The sequence below is a fragment of the Corynebacterium sp. NML 150383 genome (assembly GCF_002285085.1).
Taxonomy (GTDB): domain Bacteria; phylum Actinomycetota; class Actinomycetes; order Mycobacteriales; family Mycobacteriaceae; genus Corynebacterium; species Corynebacterium gottingense.
The window spans coordinates 63535-79953 of the sequence record NZ_NSGK01000003.1; the positions used below are offsets into that span (position 1 = coordinate 63535).

The 16419-nt window shown below is 55.8% G+C and carries 15 protein-coding genes and 1 pseudogene; 9 read left to right on the forward strand and 7 right to left on the reverse strand.

All coding sequences use genetic code 11. The annotated features are described in order from the left end of the window. Nucleotides 1–89: 89 nt before the first annotated feature. Together CKJ85_RS04220 and CKJ85_RS04225 are read left to right on the forward strand one after the other, a co-directional pair. Nucleotides 90–1088, forward strand: coding sequence for an NADP-dependent oxidoreductase (locus tag CKJ85_RS04220; RefSeq protein ID WP_095553525.1), 999 nt, complete (start codon nucleotides 90–92; stop codon nucleotides 1086–1088). A 9-nt stretch (nucleotides 1089–1097) separates the two neighbouring features. Further along, nucleotides 1098–1796 carry a type 1 glutamine amidotransferase domain-containing protein gene (locus CKJ85_RS04225; protein WP_095553526.1) on the forward strand — a complete coding sequence of 233 codons (699 nt, stop codon included), beginning with the start codon at nucleotides 1098–1100 and terminating at the stop codon, nucleotides 1794–1796. 587 nt (nucleotides 1797–2383) lie between these two features. Here CKJ85_RS04225 and CKJ85_RS04230 read toward each other — a convergent pair. Further along, nucleotides 2384–2833 (reverse strand): Panacea domain-containing protein, encoded by a 450-nt coding sequence (locus tag CKJ85_RS04230; RefSeq protein WP_095553527.1) that lies wholly within the window; start codon nucleotides 2831–2833, stop codon nucleotides 2384–2386. A gap of 58 nt (nucleotides 2834–2891) precedes the next feature. Continuing rightward, nucleotides 2892–3209: a hypothetical protein gene (locus tag CKJ85_RS11795; RefSeq protein WP_143340147.1), complete on the reverse strand. Its 318-nt coding sequence runs from the start codon at nucleotides 3207–3209 to the stop codon at nucleotides 2892–2894. 325 nt (nucleotides 3210–3534) lie between these two features. On the opposite strand from CKJ85_RS11795, the gene CKJ85_RS04240 reads away from it, so the two are divergent. From CKJ85_RS04240 to CKJ85_RS11980, 5 genes are all read left to right on the forward strand, one after another. Further along, nucleotides 3535–5979 carry a DEAD/DEAH box helicase gene (locus CKJ85_RS04240; protein WP_095553529.1) on the forward strand — a complete coding sequence of 815 codons (2445 nt, stop codon included), beginning with the start codon at nucleotides 3535–3537 and terminating at the stop codon, nucleotides 5977–5979. A gap of 357 nt (nucleotides 5980–6336) precedes the next feature. Beyond that, on the forward strand, nucleotides 6337–7113 hold the full coding sequence (locus CKJ85_RS04245) for a DUF6414 family protein (RefSeq protein WP_198947141.1): 777 nt from the start codon (nucleotides 6337–6339) through the stop codon (nucleotides 7111–7113). After that, nucleotides 7100–8230, forward strand: a complete 1131-nt coding sequence (locus tag CKJ85_RS04250) for an AAA family ATPase (protein WP_233126943.1) — start codon at nucleotides 7100–7102, stop codon at nucleotides 8228–8230. The genes CKJ85_RS04245 and CKJ85_RS04250 overlap by 14 nt, the downstream gene beginning before the upstream one ends. Nucleotides 8231–8290: 60 nt before the next feature. Continuing rightward, complete coding sequence (locus CKJ85_RS04255) at nucleotides 8291–8443, forward strand: helicase-related protein (protein WP_095553530.1); 153 nt, start codon at nucleotides 8291–8293, stop codon at nucleotides 8441–8443. 157 nt (nucleotides 8444–8600) lie between these two features. After that, nucleotides 8601–8759: a hypothetical protein gene (locus CKJ85_RS11980; protein WP_158221614.1), complete on the forward strand. Its 159-nt coding sequence runs from the start codon at nucleotides 8601–8603 to the stop codon at nucleotides 8757–8759. A gap of 362 nt (nucleotides 8760–9121) precedes the next feature. On the opposite strand, the gene CKJ85_RS11800 is transcribed toward CKJ85_RS11980, so the two are convergent. Then, complete coding sequence (locus tag CKJ85_RS11800; RefSeq protein ID WP_143340148.1) at nucleotides 9122–9325, reverse strand: hypothetical protein; 204 nt, start codon at nucleotides 9323–9325, stop codon at nucleotides 9122–9124. A gap of 227 nt (nucleotides 9326–9552) precedes the next feature. Then, nucleotides 9553–10167: an SGNH/GDSL hydrolase family protein gene (locus tag CKJ85_RS11805; protein WP_143340149.1), complete on the reverse strand. Its 615-nt coding sequence runs from the start codon at nucleotides 10165–10167 to the stop codon at nucleotides 9553–9555. A gap of 771 nt (nucleotides 10168–10938) precedes the next feature. Between CKJ85_RS11805 and CKJ85_RS11810 the strand changes: the two genes are divergently transcribed. Together CKJ85_RS11810 and CKJ85_RS11815 are read left to right on the forward strand one after the other, a co-directional pair. Next, complete coding sequence (locus tag CKJ85_RS11810) at nucleotides 10939–12642, forward strand: hypothetical protein (protein WP_143340150.1); 1704 nt, start codon at nucleotides 10939–10941, stop codon at nucleotides 12640–12642. 508 nt (nucleotides 12643–13150) lie between these two features. Continuing rightward, nucleotides 13151–13888: pseudogene (locus tag CKJ85_RS11815) on the forward strand (IS3 family transposase); the annotation flags it as partial. 94 nt (nucleotides 13889–13982) lie between these two features. Here CKJ85_RS11815 and CKJ85_RS04280 read toward each other — a convergent pair. Genes CKJ85_RS04280 through istA form a run of 3 tightly spaced genes read right to left on the reverse strand, consistent with a single transcriptional unit; the run spans nucleotide 13983 to nucleotide 16394 of the window. Continuing rightward, complete coding sequence (locus CKJ85_RS04280; RefSeq protein ID WP_095553534.1) at nucleotides 13983–14750, reverse strand: ATP-binding protein; 768 nt, start codon at nucleotides 14748–14750, stop codon at nucleotides 13983–13985. Between the two features lie 3 nt (nucleotides 14751–14753). Beyond that, nucleotides 14754–15353 (reverse strand): hypothetical protein, encoded by a 600-nt coding sequence (locus CKJ85_RS12215; RefSeq protein ID WP_233126944.1) that lies wholly within the window; start codon nucleotides 15351–15353, stop codon nucleotides 14754–14756. A 60-nt stretch (nucleotides 15354–15413) separates the two neighbouring features. After that, entirely contained in the window at nucleotides 15414–16394 is a 981-nt protein-coding gene (gene istA / locus CKJ85_RS12220) for an IS21 family transposase (RefSeq protein WP_233126945.1), read from the reverse strand. Between the last annotated feature and the right edge of the window lie 25 nt (nucleotides 16395–16419).

The window sequence follows — 16419 nt, forward strand, 5'->3', positions numbered from 1 at the left end:
ACGTTCCAACGAGTATTCAGGTGCCATGGCCGGGCCCGCCGAACGGGCCCGCGGTGGCGCCGAGAGAACCACCATGAAGGAGGAATGCGTTGACTACAGCCAAGCAGTGGGTTCTCGCCTCGCGCCCCGAGGGGTCGCCGAGCAGCGAGAACTTCCGACTCGAAGAGGTAGAGCTGCCTGAACTGGCCGATGGCCAGATTCTTGTAGAGAACACCTTCGCCAGCGTCGACCCTTATATGCGCGGCCGGATGAACGACACGAAGTCCTACATCGAGCCGTTTCAGATCGACCAGCCTCTGACCGGCACTGCTGTCGGCACAGTCGCAGAGTCCCGCTCGGAAGAGTTCAAGGTGGGCGACACGGTCCGGCACTTTGCTGGGTGGCGCACCCACGCTGTGTTGCACGAGGACCAGGTGGAACAGATTGACACCGGCATCGCTCCTGCCGAGGCGTATTTGGGCATTCTGGGCCTGACAGGTTTGACCGCATACGTCGGGCTGACCGCCGTCGGCGAGATGAAGGAGGGCGATGTCGTGTTCATCTCAGGCGCGGCAGGCGCCGTGGGCTCCGCGGCAGGACAAATTGCGAAGCACCTGGGCGCGGCGAAGGTGATCGGGTCTGCGGGTTCCGCGGAAAAGATCGACTACATCACCGGCCTCGGCTTCGACGAGGCGTTCAATTACAAGGACGGCGACGTGACAGGCCAGCTCGCCGATGCTGCGCCCGAGGGCGTCGACGTCTACTTCGACAACGTGGGCGGTGACCACCTCGAAGCTGCGATCGCGAACGCGAATACGTTTGGCCGCATCGCGATGTGCGGGGCGATCGCCCAATACAACGACACTGAACCGGCGCCAGGCCCGCGCAACCTGGGGCTTGCCATCGGCAAGTGCCTGACGCTGCGCGGATTCGTGGTTGGCCAGTACTCCCACCTTGCCGAGGAGTTTCAGGAGAAGATCGCCCCACTCGTGGTCGACGGTTCAATTGGCTACGAGACCACGGTGCGCGAGGGCATCGACACCATGCCGAAGGCGTTCCTCGAACTGTTCGAGGGCGGCAACACCGGCAAAATGATCGTCAAATTTTAGGCGGACACCATGACCAAGGTACTGATGGTTGTTTCGGCAGCGGAGCATTGGACGCTTAACGACGGCACGCTCCACCCCACCGGCTTCTGGGCCGAAGAGCTGGTGACCCCGTACTCGATCTTCACCGATGCTGGGTGGGACGTGGACGTGGCAACGCCGGACGGCAAGGCTCCGACCGTAGACAAGGTCAGCCTGGATGACAGCGCAGGCGACGCGGAGACCCTGGCAGCGGTAACAACGAAACTTGAGGCGTTGGAGCCAGTTCTGGCCAAACCGCTTGATCTCGACGACGTCAAGGTCGAAGACTACGACCTCGTCTTCTACCCCGGCGGGCATGGACCGATGGAGGACCTCGCGGTCAACGAGACGTCCGCCCGCATCCTCACCGAGCGCATGGCAGACAACGCGCCAGTGGCCCTTCTTTGCCACGCCCCGGCCGCTGTCCTTGCAACCGAGAATGCGCAGGGTGGCTCCCCGTTCTCCGGGCGGACGCTGACCGGGTTCTCCAATGATGAAGAACGCGCCGCTGGGCTCGCCGGCAAGGCACCGTGGCTGCTCGAGGACCGTCTCGTGGCCCTGGGGGCGGAGTACACCAAGGCACCAGAGCCGGCCGCACCCTACGTCGCCGTTGACGGCAACCTCTACACCGGGCAGAACCCGGCATCGTCGCAGGAGCTCGCAGAGCGCCTCGTGAAAGACCTTGCCTAAACGGAGACGATAGGCCTCGCCGCCCATTGGGGCTCCAGCGCTTGAATTCTTACAGCTGACTCTTCACCCCAAAGGGCGGTTAAGGCTCATTTCCGCCACCGCAGATGCTGTTCGCCCTACCGCAACTGCGCTAGGGCTTCTTGCGCTGCTCCGGGCCAACTATGAGTGGTTGTAAAGATCGTTGTATTCCTTTTCGATCCAGATGGGATAGAAAATGGCCCCATCCCTCCAACCAACAAATGGCAGGTTTCCTTGATGACGGAAAACTCTAAATTTTTCTACGTCCTGGAACTGTCGGGGAATTGCTGGCTTGATTTGGCTACTCGGGATAAACTCCGACCCCAATCCATGTCTCTGGTGCTGCGCCAACTCTTTCCACGTGAACGACGATCGTTTATGCCACTTTTCCAGAAAGGCGAGGCGCATAGAGTCGTCCAAGGGACTAAAACCCCAATCCTTTTGAAGAAACCTCATCGAAAGGAGCGGATACTCGTCTTTTTGACCGCGCAGTGAAGCTAAAACATCTTGATCAGGAGCACTTGGCTTTCCTCGGGAAGGCCGAGACCCCTTACGCTTACTACTCATTCCTAGCAGAAATGCTCTTTGAGGTCGGCGTCAGAGATCTCCGCTCCTCGCTCGCCGTCTACGAAATTCTTCTGCCACGGGGACTCAGCATGGGTCTTGTTGCGCAATGCCCAGGCGGAGTATGGGCCGTATTTATCCCAGGTTTCGATCAGCACTTGCTCAACATCGCGGTAATCGTCCCAGTTAAAATCTTTCGAGACGAACTCGTTGGGGTCAATAGGAAGCTTTCCATAGCTCTTGACCTGGTGATAAATGTCGACCACCACTGGCCCATGAGCCCAAGCCTCCATCCGATCTGCAAAGAGCGAGAGTCCGGCTGAGGATCGCATGTACAGCCCTTTTGCGTAGTAGAGAAGCTTTTGCAGCTTGAGTTGCGTAATGTCCGCACCATCAACTTCTTCGGCCCATGCTACAAACCATTCAGCAATTTGCCGTGCGCTTAGCTGTTTCATTGTGCTCCTCCTCTCGTCGCATCGCCAACGATACATCACCGGCATGACACCAATGCTATTACGTAAGATGCTCGGCAGATTGTGGCTTCAATAATTCGAACCCAAAAAATCTCCCAACCGAAGCAGAAACGTCAATGTCATATTGTCCCGCTCCATGAACAAGCGGTACAAGAATATCCCCCACAATTGTTCCACGATCTTCGTTTAACTCAACTGAAGCCGCGAAGTCATTTGGAGTCTCAAGGGGGAAACTCGCAAGAACAAGGTCTAGCGCATTCTGGAGGAATTTTACCGCTTCCTGTGCCTTCCGATCCGAATATTGTTGAGTCCCCCGCCCAAAATTCAGTCCTCCTGCAAAAGAATCTTTACGCGACACAATTCATCGTAGATGGCGCGTTCTTGCTGAGTCAGAGCCCCTGAATCCGCTAAGACCCGTAAGTTTTCCGGTGCAGCATCTTTTTCGCCTAACAACGCTTCGAACTCGGACAAAAGGCTCCGCTTCCGGACGCTCAGCTCTGCATCATTCGTACGCTTCAATTCTAACTGCATTTGGGACCCCCTCCTCGCGAAAATTCTACCCACATACTCACTTCGGAGTGGCAATCGTTTATCACCATAACGGTAGTCACTCTATTCCAAACTCTCCGCACCAACTACACTGACCTCGTACAATCCCACACTCACAACTCCGTGGAGCACCAATGCCAGATGCGCAGGATCTCGAGGCCCGCGTGCAGCTTCTGGAGCGCGCGCTCGCCAAACTGCTCGGCACCGACGACTTCGAGACCTTCCTCACGCAATCAGCGCCCACAACTACCTACCGCCGTACCGAATCCCGCAGCGCCAGCGCCGACCGCACAGAAACCCCCGCTCCACGGCTCCCGCTGGCCCCAGAAACCGCACCTCAAGCTGAACCCGCACCCGAAGCCAAAAGCACACCGGCAGAAACCACAAAAATCACCAACGCCACCGCCCCGGACGCGAAGCTCCGCCTGTTCGCGGACTACTTTCGCGGCCGCGAGGACGTGTTCGCCACCGCCTGGCGCAACGGCGAGAAGAAAGGCTGGTCACCCGCCTCCTACGGACGCTACGACCGGAACAACCCGAATCTCAAGCCGCTCACCCCGCAAATCCTCGAGCAGCACCTCCGCCGCGACAACACCCTCCACGTCGGCCTGTACCCGCTGTGCAAGGGCGATACCTGCTTCCTCCTGGCGTGCGATTTCGACGATGCAGACTTCCGCACCGCGGCCCGCGCCTACGCCACAATCTGTCGCGAGTTCGGCCTCGACCCGCTCATCGAGCTCTCCCGCTCCGGCACTGGCGCACACGTATGGCTCTTCTTCAACGAGCCCGTCCCGGCCTCCCTCGCCCGAACCGTAGGCATCGGACTGCTGGCCAAGGCCAGCCCGAAGCAGTACTTCGCCAGCTTCGACCGTTTCTTTCCTTCCCAGGACACGCTGCCTGGCAAGCGCCGTGGCTTCGGCAACCTGATTGCACTTCCGCTCGCCGGTCAGCATCGAGCCGAGCAGCGCACCGTCTTCGTCAACAACGACTTCGAGTCCGCCGACGACCAGTTCGCCGCCCTCGCCAACACCACCAAAGCCTCCATACAACAGCTCAAAGAGATCGTCTCAGCACTCGAGCCGGACCCGGAGACCCAACTGCCCCAACCACCCACCAAGGCAGAACTCAAAGCGCTCAAACGCTCCGGGAAGGTCCGAGTCACGCACGATTCCCGGGTCCACATCAGTCTCGAGGGCGTCGACCCCACCACCGCCACCGCACTTCGTCACCTCGGCGCGATTCCCAACCCGCAGTTCTACATCCGCCAGGCCCAGCGTCTGTCTACCTACCAGACACCGCGCCTGATCATCCGTTTCGACGAACACGACGGCACGCTCACCCTCGACCGTGGCGCTCTCGACGAAGCCATCAGCATCCTCAAAACCGCCGGCTACACCGTCACCCGCCGCAGCAAAACCCCAAAGCCGCGCATCATGCCCACAGAGTTCACTGGCGAGCTGCGGTCCGAACAGCGCACAGCCGTCGCCGCAATGCGCAAACATCGCACCGGCATCCTCGTCGCCCCGCCGGGTGCGGGCAAGACCGTCATGGCCTGCGCGTTGATCGCGCAACGACAAGTCCCCACCGCCATTATCGTGCCCAACGTGGAGCTCGCCGGCCAGTGGCGCGACGCGCTCACCACCTTCCTCAAGAGCCCCGCAAACAGCCCCACACAAAGCTCCACCATCGGCCAGTACGGCGGTAAGTCGAAGAAGCTCAGCGGCGACATCGACATCATCACTTCCCAGTCGATCAGCCGCACCGACTCCCGGACGGATTTCCTCGCCGACTACGGCTACATCATCATCGACGAGTGCCACCGCGTTGGCGCCGCCGGGCTTACCCGCGTGCTCGCGGATCTCAATGTCCGCTTCGTCACCGGGCTTACCGCCACTCCGTTCCGCTCCGACGGCCTTGACGCCCTCCTACCGCTTATCTGCGGCCCGATCCGTCACACCATGGAGATTGAGCGCCCGGGCCCAAAGCACTACGTCGTGCAGACCACCGACTTCACCTTCGACGAGCCGCACCTCTACTGGCCGGACCTCGACAACGCCCTTGCCGCCGACCCCGCCCGCAACGCTCTCATCGCCGAAACCATAGCCCGCGCCGCCACTAGTGGTAAGAACGTCCTCGTCCTGGTGAAGCGCCGCGAACACATCACCACGCTCGAAACGCTCCTCACCCGCAACCACCCCGACCTACCCGTCCCCGTCTTCACTCTTCACGGCGCGCAGCACGCGAAAGACCGCACAGCAACCCGCAAGTCGCTCACCACCGCGCCCCGTTTCGTGCTCATCGCCATGACGCAGATCGCCGGCGAGGGCGTGGACCTCCCGGCTCTCGACGCCCTCGTCTTGGCCGCCCCAGTCGCGTTCAAAGGCAACATCATCCAACAGATCGGCCGTGTCACCCGCGGCGCCACAGCTTCCGCCACCATCTTCGACTTCCACGACCACCGCGTGCCCGCGCTTACCGCCGCATTCCGCAAGCGCAGCCGCGTCGTGCGCCAGCAAGGCTTCACCCCGGGGCTTTCGCTTATCGACGCTTGCCAGATCCCCCGTTCACGATCGCGATAATGACAACAAGTGCAGCCTCCGGTGGCAGTCCTCAGATGACCACTTCAGCCTTCAAACGCAGCTCATGAGTCCCAAGGGAGGAAATCCATTCGCACCGCAGTGCAAAAATCCGAGCAGCAATTATTGATTAACTATTTATTAGCTTTGGTTCCTACTCGGCTGTCCACGCTTGCCCAATCTTCAAAAAGACCGGTGCCACACGACACCGGTCCACCTCAGGAAGCCAACAGCACGAGATCCAAAACAGAAACAGCAACCGGTCGAACGTATAGGCTACGGTTAGGGTTAGGCGGGGTCAGCTTGCCCGACAGATCTGATCACTACCGCCCCAGATAAGTATGACGACAAGGAGCGAATATGGCTAAACGCAGTGAACCACCTGGGCAACCGTTTGTAAAGGTAGTCTATTTTGACGAGGATTCTGCTTCTGATTTTCTCGATATGAGACTAGGAGGGCAGGTGTATAAGGAAGAAACGAACATCGCGGAGCGGAATAACGAAGCCGCTGCCAGGGCCGCAGCAGAGGCAGGCGCAAAATTCAAGTGGCTCAATTTCTTTTCCTTTGGGGTAGATGCCTCCGCCGAGGGAGAGCTGGGAAGAAGCAAACGTAGCTTGCTCAGCAAAACCCTTTCAAACACAATCCTGACCGACTACCTTAGGGAGACGAAAAACCCAAAAGGCATTACGGTACTCAACGGCTATTCGGTGACACCTGCACCAGAGTCGCTTACCCATGTCAAAATGTTTTCTCCATATATCAACCTGATTAAAGATGAGGGACTACCGCTTGACTTTTCGCGGATGGACGAAGTCTTGGCGAGCGCCAAGGGCTACTACGAAATGATCGCATCCCGCGACGATGGAGAAAAGTGCGTATTGAGGTTCAACCTAGAGGCTTTCCGCAACAATTACGGGCTGCCTGATCTTCCACGGATGAATCTAGAATACCACGGCATCAGGGTTGGAACGACAGCAGAGGACAGTCTCGACGCAGAGTCTGAGCTCGACCCCAACACGTCTAAGCCCAAACACACGCCGTCCTCCATACTAGATGGGCCAAAAGCGCAGAAGACCAATACGCTAAATGTTTATGATGTGCTATTTGCCGGAGTGAAGCCCAGTGAGCAAGACTAAGTCAAACATCCGCGTATTTTACGGGCCGTCTCACTGGTTTCTGGAGCAACTACCGAAAAATGCACAGTCTCTGGCTGAAATCGTGAGGGAGAGAGATGCTCAACGGCAGCACATATACGTAAGTTCCGATGGGCAAACCGTAAAAGATGATGCTCCTCTTGAGGGACCACGCTCAATATATGCTGAAACCACTGATTATGCCATGCTGACAGAGGGGGCGATCAATAGTTTTTCATCGATGATTCAATCGATAGATCCGCGTGAACTCATCCTTCAGAACCCACCGTCACCTTTGGTAAAGCAGCTCCAACAAGTCTACGAAAAAGTCTCCGAAGAACACTTTACATATCCACGGCCTCATTGGGATGCGTTGTTAAAGTTTAGAAACAGGCTTCAGGAGGAAATTGTCGGCCAAGAGGCGATGAAAGAAGAACTCGTCGCTAGCCTCTACCCCCTTACGAGAGAGCGTCAAAGAAAGCCGATTGTCCTACTTTTTTATGGCCCATCTGGTGTCGGCAAGACAGAAACTGCAAAATTAATTAACTCGCTATGCGGAGGAACGCTTTTCAGGCAACAGTTCTCCATGTTTAACAGTCAAAAGTTCTTCCCGTATCTTTTTGGAGGAGAGCACAGCGAAGCTTCTTTTGCGCGCGACTTACTTGAGCGAGACAACGGTGCCATACTCCTCGATGAGTTCGACAAAGCAAATCAAGTTCTTCATAGCGCGTTTTACCAATTGTTTGATGACGGTGTGTTCGTTGACAAAAATTACAGCGCACAGGTGGGGCCCGCAGTGATTATCTGCACTGCGAATTATAGAAGCAGAGAAGAAGCCTCAAAAGAATTGGGGGATCCTCTATCCTCAAGATTTGACGCGATGATCGAGTTTCAACAACTTACCGCTTCCGAGATTGCATTCGTCATCGACAAAGTGGTAGATGAACAAATGTCCCATCTACATGACGATGAAAGGGAGCTACTCAACGAGCGAGAGCTCAAGTCGAATTTGCAAGAGGCGCTTAGGCAGCACAAGAACATTAGAGAGCTATCAAGACTAATTGGTTCCACCATTAACTTGAGCATCGTAAGGGAACGCCTCAACAGAAAGTGTCAGTGATTTTGTTTGTGAGACTCTGATTTGAAAGCAGCTTCACCGATAAGGGAATTTATTCCTTGAATGCACTCACCATCGCGCCCCTGCGTCGTGCTCATGACCACGACGCAGATCGCCGGCGAAGGCATAGACCTCCCGACTCTCGACGCCCTCATCCTCGCGTCCCCAGTCGCGCTCAAAGGCAACATCATCCAGCAAATCGGCCGCGTCATCTAAGGCACCACCACCTTCGACTTCCACGACCACCGCGTGCCCGCGCTTAGCGCCGCATTCCGCAAGCGCAGCAGCGACGTGCGAAAGCAAGGCTTCACCCCAGGGCTTTCGCCTATCGACGCTTGCCCGATCCCCCACCCACCACCATCTTAAGTGACACTTGGCACACATCATCCAACACTCCAACCATCCCCGGGAGGTCACCATAAAGACACGTAGCACCGCCGCACTCGCCGGCACCACCCTCGCCCTTGCTGCTGCAGCGTTCGCCACGACCGCACCAGCAGCCCACTCCTCCGCGCACACCTACTCCAACTGACAAGGAGACGTGCGCTGCGAGATCTACAACGCCCGAGACGGCCACAGCACCCTCTGCGTATCCGACAGAGCGTGCAAGGCCCACCCCAGGTGCGGCCCACCGGGGTACCTCGTCCCGCAGTAAAGGTCGAAGACAATTGGTTGGGCACACTGTGCTGGAAGTCTTCACCCAACCCCGGAGAAGCTCAGCCCCACTTCGGTGCGCGCCGGCGGCGGAGCCATCATCTCCGCAGCCCCAGGCGGCCACCTCTCCGTCTTCGGCACCGTCACAATGACGTCCAGCCGGGTCGGCACAACCGCCAAGGTGCTGTTCCCCGGCTTTTCACGCACGGCTCCAAAGCACCGATTCGTAACGGCCCGTTCCTACGCACCTACTGCCGGGCTGCTGCCTACCAGCTTGACCTTCTCGTAGTAGTCGGAGTGCGACTGCACCACGTCGCTCACGTCGTGATTTTCTACAAAAGACTCCTCGGCGCCTTTAAAACCGATGGGTTTGCTGCCGAGCATTGCGGCAGGATAGAGGACGCCAAGAACGTTGTCTTTACCCGAATGGTAGTTGTGGATCACGCCTGCGAAATGCTCACCCTATTGATCGCGCTGAGGATCTGGACCTTCTAAGTAGAGGGTGACGCGACACCATCGTAGTGTGATTTCACGCAAACATTAACAATGAAAAAACCCGTTCTGTACCAGGCGTGCGGAACACCGGAACCAACTTGGCGGACTCGCGACACAAACCACCACAAATCAACATCCTAAACTGTTTTCAACTGTTAAAGACCTACCGAGCGAAATCAAAGTAACTTTTTTAGCTCGTCAGTTAGAAGCTCGGCAACCACAGTGTGGCCTAAGGGATTCAGATGGAGGGTATCGTAAAAAAGACTTGGTCTCCCGCTTAGAGCAGCGGCAAGGTCTATAGTGCGGACATTCATGGAGTGTGCAGCCCTTTTAGCCGTTTCGTTAATTTCGTTGTATCGATCCCGGTACTTTGAAAGACTTTCTTCGGTGCGGAAGAGATCCGTCAGGAAACTATCCGCCCCTAAGGGGGCGTACCGAAAAGGGGAAAGAACAACGATTGGTTCTTGACCAAATTCGTTACAAAGCGCGATGAGTGAGCGGAGAAGTGCGAATTGCGGCTCGGTGTTCGCAGGGACTTGCTTCCCATACGACGTCGTGGCTCGATCATGCACTATGGGCGAATGCATTTTGTGCTTAATCCAATATGAGTCGGCGTCAATTTGAGGGCGATTATCGCTCATTGAAGTAAATAACAAAACACGTTCCGTGTCGCGGAACAGAGGAATTACCTTATTTAGGACGATATTGTACACATGAAGCAAAGTTGCTCCAGAGTATCCCCCATTTAAAACCTGAAATGGATGCCCATCTTCGTTGAGGATCTTCTCCACTTGCGAAGGGAACCGCAGGGTCTCTCTAGAGAAGAGAGATTCTACAAACGATCCGCCGAGCATAACTATTTTCCGCTTCGACTCGGGGTTAGGGATAGTATTCCCAGTTCTGATAAAACCTGCTGAATCGGTTTGTAGATGGTAGGGCTCGCAACTAAGGGAACCATCAGTATGCTCCAAATAAGAGTCCTGGGGGGTTTTGAACGTGTCCTGCGAAAGGCCCCATTCCTTTAATCTAATGTACCGCTTTGAATCCATCGCGCGCTGTTTCACTCCCTGATCTCTTAGGTGTACAAAGTTGGATCCCGCGACTCTCAGTATGGACATACGCTAACTGTCCGCGGGGATCAACCTAGGATTCTTTAGGGTATCAGAGTTTGTGTAAAAATTAGCGCAGTGGAGGCTGCTGTCGAAAGCGGATGCTGCAATGTTATGGCAGGGTCAAGCTTACGAACTGGGGGTTCATCAGTTGCCATAGGCCCTTAAATTTTCGTTATGTACAGTGATTCGCTGATACTGTCGGCGAGGTATGCTCGTGGAAGCGCCGATTTAGTTCGATTTGACGTGCAGGTAGAGCCACCTCACAATAGCCAACAGTTAGGAACGCCTTTGTTCAATAGTCCAGTATATGTGTGTCTAGAAGAGTCCCCGGTGGGGGATAGCTGGAACAGGTCGCGGTGGATTTCGATTGGAGGCCGCCAAGTCGGTGCCGACAGCGCAAATCTGGAGGTTCAGAGTTTTAGTGGTGGCGGTCGTGTGGCAGGCACGTTTGTGTCTGACCTGATTGGCCTACAATCCGTTCTATCCAGTAGGGATGCTAATGACCTCCCCCAAATCATTGCGGCTAGCACAGGCTCTTTCACAGCTTCAATTCTTGACGGTGAATCGGAGGTGACTTACCTTCTGACGGATCCTCTGGGGGGTGGAATGCTTTTCCGATACCAGGGCGATGGGGTCGTTGCGTTTGGTTTCGATGTGGAATCCCTGAGAGGAGTTCTCACTTCATTCGGGTTTGTCACGAAGAGGGATCCCTTATTCGAGCTGGGGGCCATAGGTGTCGGTACAGGCTATTTGGGCGCGGACTCCCCTATTGAGGATTTCCAATTAATTGCCTCGGACACCGTTATCAAACTACATCCTGATGGTTCGTACGATGAACACCTGCTGGGGGTAGATCACAAATGCTACAGCGCAAACCGAAATGAATACGAGGATCTGATAAGCGAGGGTGTGCGGAATGTTAGGAACAATGCACTTGCTGTCGCCAAAGCCTCGCAAGGGGAGATCTATGCGGATATTACCGGTGGGTTTGACTCCAGGCTCGTAATATCTGGACTGAATAACGCACAAATTCTAGATAAGGCTTCGTTTTACAGCTTGAAGTCTTCAAGCGAGTGGGAGACAGCCTGTGGAATTGCGAGAGTCTGTGGCAGGCCCATCAGCTGGATATACCCGGTCTCTTCTGTGGTTGAGGAAAATACAAACTTCTTATTCAGTTGTCTTGAAGGTTCCCGAGATTCTTCCGGTACCATAAACCACTCCACGCGGGACTTTGCAGGTCGCTCTCCTGTTACGTCCCTATCTGGAGGGTACGGGGAAACCTTCCGAGATTTCTATTTGATTTCTGAAGAGCTTTTGCATAAGGGCGTTACAGGTACAAGCTTCGTTGAAGCGGTTTTCTCCAAGTACCCGATATACACCTGGTCGATAGACGGTCGGCGGATCTTTCTTCCCGAATTTGAAACGAAAGTTAAAGACCGGGTTGAAGGTGTTTTCGAGCGCGGGCGGCATGCTGGAGCGCGTGACGACCAGCTCGGTAACTACCTGTACCTAAAAGGGAGAAATAGATTCTGGATCGGCCAGCTCGCATACTGGAGCTCGCGGGCACAACTGAGGTTTGACATCCTTTACAGTCCTGAATTAATCTCGGCTGCAAATACACTCGACAGGTATCGCCGTCGCGCAAATTTCGTTGGTCTTGACGCGATGCGCAAAATGGCCCCCTACTTATTGAACTACCCGTTTCATGGTTCGGGCCATGAGCGCATCCCCGCCATCTACCGGAGCGAACGCTTCGACCCTCCCCGATACCATTTCCCAGAGGGGAGAAATGAGGTTGTGGCGCCTAATTTAGAACCGCGATTCTTGAGGGGTTACGAAATCCTACCGGATGAAATCACCGAGAATGATCAACTGGAATCGAAACGACTGGGGATCACGCCAGAACAAGTATACGGTCTTCGGACTTTTGGAGAAGAAGCTGCGGAGGCATTGAGTCACCCGGCCATTCGTGACTATCTCAATCAATCAGATTTGAAGCACATAATATCTACCTCGCTAGAATCCCCTGCGAAGGCGAAAATATCACTAAAATTCATCGTCGCGCTGGTGCGTTTGGGGCTGGTTGCTAGTGAGCGACTCAGTATTGAGGACCGCATTCGATTTGCGTATAGTACGAAGTCGCTGAGACTTTAAGCTGTATGAAGGCGCGGTTTGTCTAAGCGCTATCCGACAAATTGCTTAGCTGTGTAGGGGAACTGACCAAATCTATTCCGTTTCTTCCGTAGCGGATATTGGCGGTCCCCCTCCAATGGTGGGGCTGCCAACTATTGCGCGGCAGTAGCTGGTGCCTGAGACCATTTCGTAACGAAACATCGCGATGCTTCTCGCCGGCTTGAGTTATCTGCTGTCATGTTTGGGATTAAGGGTCAGTGTGTCTGGCTCGGCATGAGTGGGGGTGTTAGATTTGGTTTTTTGATGCCGATTGAGTGGGTGTAGTCGGTGTCTATAGCGTTGTCGAAGAGGCCTGGTCGTCCTATTTGGTGGTAGGCTTCGATCTCGCTGTGGCGCAGGGTGAATGTTCAGAAGACTGAAATGGTAGCGGTGTGGTGAGTATCTGGTAGCGCCTGAGTGAGTATCCGGTAGCGGTGTCTTGAAGCGTCCTGGGTTTAGTTCCTACCTCTGCTAAGGAAGGATTGGCACTATGCCCAGAAAATATTCCGCCGAATTCAAGGAGAAGGCGGTCCATCAGATCATCGAAATGGTCCGCCTGGAGTCTTGCTCACTGCAACGCGCCTACACGGAGGTCGGTGAGCTGCTTGGAGTATCCCACCACACGTTGCGGGCTTGGTACCGTGAAAGCGCTTCAGTACGCGATAATTCTGACGCTTCAGGCGGCGAAACAATGGAAGAAGAGCTTGGAGCGTCTGCGCCGCGAAAACCGTGAGCTGAAACGAGCAAACGGAATCCTCAAGACTGCCTCGGCTTTTTCGCAGCGGAACTCGACCGACCCACGACCAAATGATCTCCTACATCGACGCGTACAAAGATCAATTTGGGGCCAGGGCCATCTGCCGAGTCCTTAAACAAGCAGATCGTGGATTCATTACTTCACGCGGCTACCGGAAAGCCACCACACGTGTTCCCAGTGCAAGGGCCTTAAGCGATAGCCTGCTCATCCGAAGAGATACAGCGTGTGCATGCGGAGAATTTCTCGGTCTACGGCATCCGCAAAATGTGGCACGCGATGAACCGTGAAGGCTTTCATATTGGCCGCGATAAGACTGCCCGGTTGATGAAACTCGCAGGTGTTTCCGGCCGCCGACGTGGACGAACCCCTGTGACAACGATTAGCCCGAAGACACCGGATCATCGCCCGGACCTAGTGCAGCGAGACTTTCGTGCACAAGCGCCAGGCAGGCTTTGGGTTGCCGACATTACCTGTTCAGACCACTGATTTAGTAACGCCATGGTGAGGATCGAGTAACGCCCGGGTGAGTATCCAGTAACACCCGGGCGTTTGGGGTTGGGTGGGGTTAGTGGGTTAGGCGCATGTTGTCTCCTTCTAGTGTGATGATCTCGGCGCCGACGGCGAGCCGGTTGAGGATCGACTCAGCGATGACAGCGTCGGGGATGGACTTGCACCATTCGATGGGGGCGAACTGGGATGTCACGATGGTCGCTCCTCGGTTTTCTCGTTCCGCAATGATGGTCAACAGTTGGTGTGCGGTGGCTTCGTTGATCGGGGTGGTGAGAAAGTCATCGAGTACGAGCACATCGGTGTTGTGAATGGCCTCGAGGAATTTCATGCGTTCAGGATCCGAGTGATGCAGCACGGCAAGCTGGTTGGCCAAGGTGTCGGTGCGGAAGAACTTAGCGGAGTAGTCCTTTCTGCACGCTGCGTTGAGCAGTGCTTGGGCGAGGTAGGTCTTGCCAACGGAGGATTTGCCCAGGATGACAACGTTTTTCGAATCCTGGCACCATTGGCATTGAGCAAGTCGGGCGATTTGCTCTTTGTTGATGTTGCGGCTGGGCGTGTAGACAATGTCTTCAACACAAGCATCGGGGTTTGGCGATCGTGATGCTTTGAGCAGTTTGTTGACTCGTCTTTCGTGCCTGGCCGCGACTTCTTTATCGAGCGCGTAGAGGATTTTGTCGGAGAAGCTCCACTGGTCGAATGCTTGATCCGCGGCAATGTCGATGACCGTGCGGCCGAAGGCGGTCATCCGCAGTTGTGTGAAGATGGGCAGGACTGATTCGTCTAAGAATCGTGCGGTTGTTGATGCTGGTTGTGGCGCATCCATGGGTTAGTTGTTTCCTTTCTTTGTGAGGTTTTCGATGCTGAACTGCTCCGCGCCGCCGAGGTACGCACCGCGCGTATCACGCTTGCTAGGCGCTTTTGCGGTGGTGGAGGTGGCAGCGGCATCTCGCGCGTTGGGTTGAGGCTGTGTGGTGGTGCGTACCGTGTCTTCTTTGCGCACGGCTGCCATCATGTTTTTCACGGCGGTGTAGGACACTGCCTGACGTCGGCCGTCAAGGTCGACGAGCCGTCTACAGGCCTCTTCCAAGACGGGCTTGTTGTCGTGTTTTCCCATGGAAAGCACGTTGCGGCATGAGAAGAACGCTTGTGCTTTGATTGGGCGCGCATCCATAAGCTCAGCGATGACCCGGCGGGTGTGCGGTCCTACCCGGGCAGCTTCGCGCAGGAAGTATTCACAGGTCCAAAGTCCATGGGTGTTGGCCATCTGCGGCGGGATGTGGTCGGTATCGGTGACGAAGGCGCCGTGTTGGTGCCCAAGTGTATGTACTGCTTGCCGCTCGCCGGCATCGAAGACCGTAAGCGTGTTGCCGGTGATGCGTACATCAACAGTGCGGCCGACAAGTGTGTAGGGCACGGAGTAATGCACGCTGGCGACGGTGATATGGAAGTCGGGAGCGACTTTGGCCCGCTTCCATTCCGTGCGCTGCTACCGCTGTTTGGGAAGGTCAGTGAGCAACTCTGCTTCAAACTCTTCAAACAGCTGCCGCCGACTGGTGGTGTTGCCACGAAACGGGGTGTGCGCATTGATCGTGTCAACTCGTTTGAGTATGCGGCTGTTGAGCTCATCAAGGCTGACGCACTGATGATCGTCAAGAGCATGGATGACCTGTTGGGTAACGATTTTGACCGCTGCCTCAACATTGGCCTTGTCTTTCGGCCGTCTTGCCCGCGCTGGCAGCGCAGCGGTGTTGTAGTGCTCCAGAAACTCCTCGTAGGTGGTGTTGACACGACGGTTGCGATCAGCGGCGCTGATCGCGTTCGATGCCGTCGAGGCGTTATCCGGGACGATGACCTCTGCCACCCCGCCGAAGTACTCAAACGCCTGCATATGCGCGTCCAGCCACGCTTGTTGTCGTTCGTTGTTACACGCACAAGCAAACAGCATCCCGGAATACGGCAGCGAGGCGACAAACACACTGAGCTTGCTTGGACGTCCCCCGGTGGGGTCGAACAAGCGCATCTTCGTTCCTGCCCAGTCCACCTGCATAGTGTGAGCTGGTGCGTGCACGATCCGGGCGGTTACCCCGGTGGCATCAACATGCTGCGCCACAAGCTGGCGAAACCGCTCGTAGCTGTAGTACCGCTGCCCCGGCAGCGCTGGCGTTGAGGTGTACTTGCCCCACAGGACCTGCAGCGTGGTCTTATGTCTTCCGGTCCGTGCTTTCACCACGGAATCGAAATCGATCGGGACGAACACACCCTGACCTGTGGATCTTCCGTCATGAAACAGCACAGCTACGGCTTCATCATTAAGCCCAGCAATCTGGGCCGTGGTCGTGATCTGCTCTGCTTGCAGCATCTTACGAACTTTTTGCACGGTGGAATGCGAGCATCCCATCGCCGCTGTGATCTGGCGAACGGACCAACCTTTGAGCACAAGGTCCATCACCGCCCTGTAGTCAGTCACAATCGGACTCCTTTGGCAATGCCGC